Origin of the sequence: Mesorhizobium sp. M2A.F.Ca.ET.039.01.1.1 (genome assembly GCF_003998035.1) — a bacterium.
Lineage (GTDB): Bacteria > Pseudomonadota > Alphaproteobacteria > Rhizobiales > Rhizobiaceae > Mesorhizobium.
Window position 1 is genome coordinate 1 of record NZ_RZRY01001207.1, and the last position, 1,170, is coordinate 1,170.

Annotated in this window: 1 protein-coding gene and 1 pseudogene; both read left to right on the forward strand. The window is 58.5% G+C overall.

The window, feature by feature from the left end; genetic code table 11:
* A partial coding sequence (locus EOA24_RS38675; RefSeq protein ID WP_127410864.1) for an ABC transporter substrate-binding protein occupies positions 1 to 853 on the forward strand: 853 nt, incomplete at its 5' end.
* Positions 854 to 919: 66 nt separating this feature from the next.
* A pseudogene (locus EOA24_RS38680) lies at positions 920 to 1,170 on the forward strand (branched-chain amino acid ABC transporter permease); the annotation flags it as partial.

Consider the following 1,170-nt stretch of genomic DNA (forward strand, 5'->3'; position numbering starts at 1 on the left):
CAAGTATCCCTTCCTGATCGGATCGGTGACTGGTTCGCCGGGCTCGTATATGTTCTTGGTCAGCCACCTTCTTGAGACCCGGCCCCACATCAAGAAAGTCGCCATCGTGACGGCGGATCATTCGTTTGGCCAGGCTGCGCTAGCCTACTACAAGGCAGGTATCACTCCCTACGCCAAGCGCGTCGAGATCGTCTACTCCCAGCCATATGATCCAGCATCGACATCCGACATGCTCGGGCTTGCAACGCCGATTTTTGCGTCCAGCCCTGACCTAGTCGTCGAACTCGGGTTCACGCCGGGACAGCAGGCACTGTTCATCGAAGCCATGGAGCAGCTTGGATACAAGGGGCTCTATGGTAGCGAGGGCTGGACAATGGGCCTTGTTACCGAGCGTGTTCCTGCCGCCCAGCTCTCAGGTCGCGTTTTCAGCGCATACGTGGTTGATGCCTCTGAGCAGAGCTTCAGCCCTCGCGTCTCGAAGTTCTACAAGTCGTATGTCGAAAAGTACGGTCAAAAAGAATGGTCAGTGCTGGCCTCGGTGGCCTACGCGGCTATGACGACTGTGGAAGCGGGCATTCAGAAGGCAGCTGCTCCCACTGGAGATGCAGTCAGACAGGCGCTGTTTGCGACTGATACGGTTGACCAGCCTCTGTTCGGCAAGTCTCACTGGGGTGGTGCAGAAATGTATGGGGCCAACAATTGGCTGCTCACCCCACTGCCAGTCTACGTGACTGACGACAAAGGTGGCGTGAAGGTGGATGCGGTGGTCGACGTTGCCAAATGGTGGAACGCGAACAAGGACGCGGCGCTCCCAGTCCTCGCACAGGGCGGTCAGGTTTCGGCCAACAAGTAGAAACCCCAGCGTAGGAGTGGTCGCGCTGATGCGACCACTTCTACGCCGCAGAGGTGGTCGACGCTCATGCAAATCGTCCTGAATTGTCTCTCGCTTACGTCGTTCTACCTTTGCTTCGCCCTGGGGCTGGCATTGGTGTTCGGGGTGATGCGGATCATCAACTTCGCGCACGGCGAGTTCTTCATGATCGGCGCCTACGTGACGTATTTTTGCGTCGCCACGCTTGCACCCCAAATCGGAGGGCCAAGCGCCTGGCTCGTCGGCGCGATCGTGGCAGCAGCGGTAACCGGGCTGCTGGGTACCGTGCTTTACAGGAC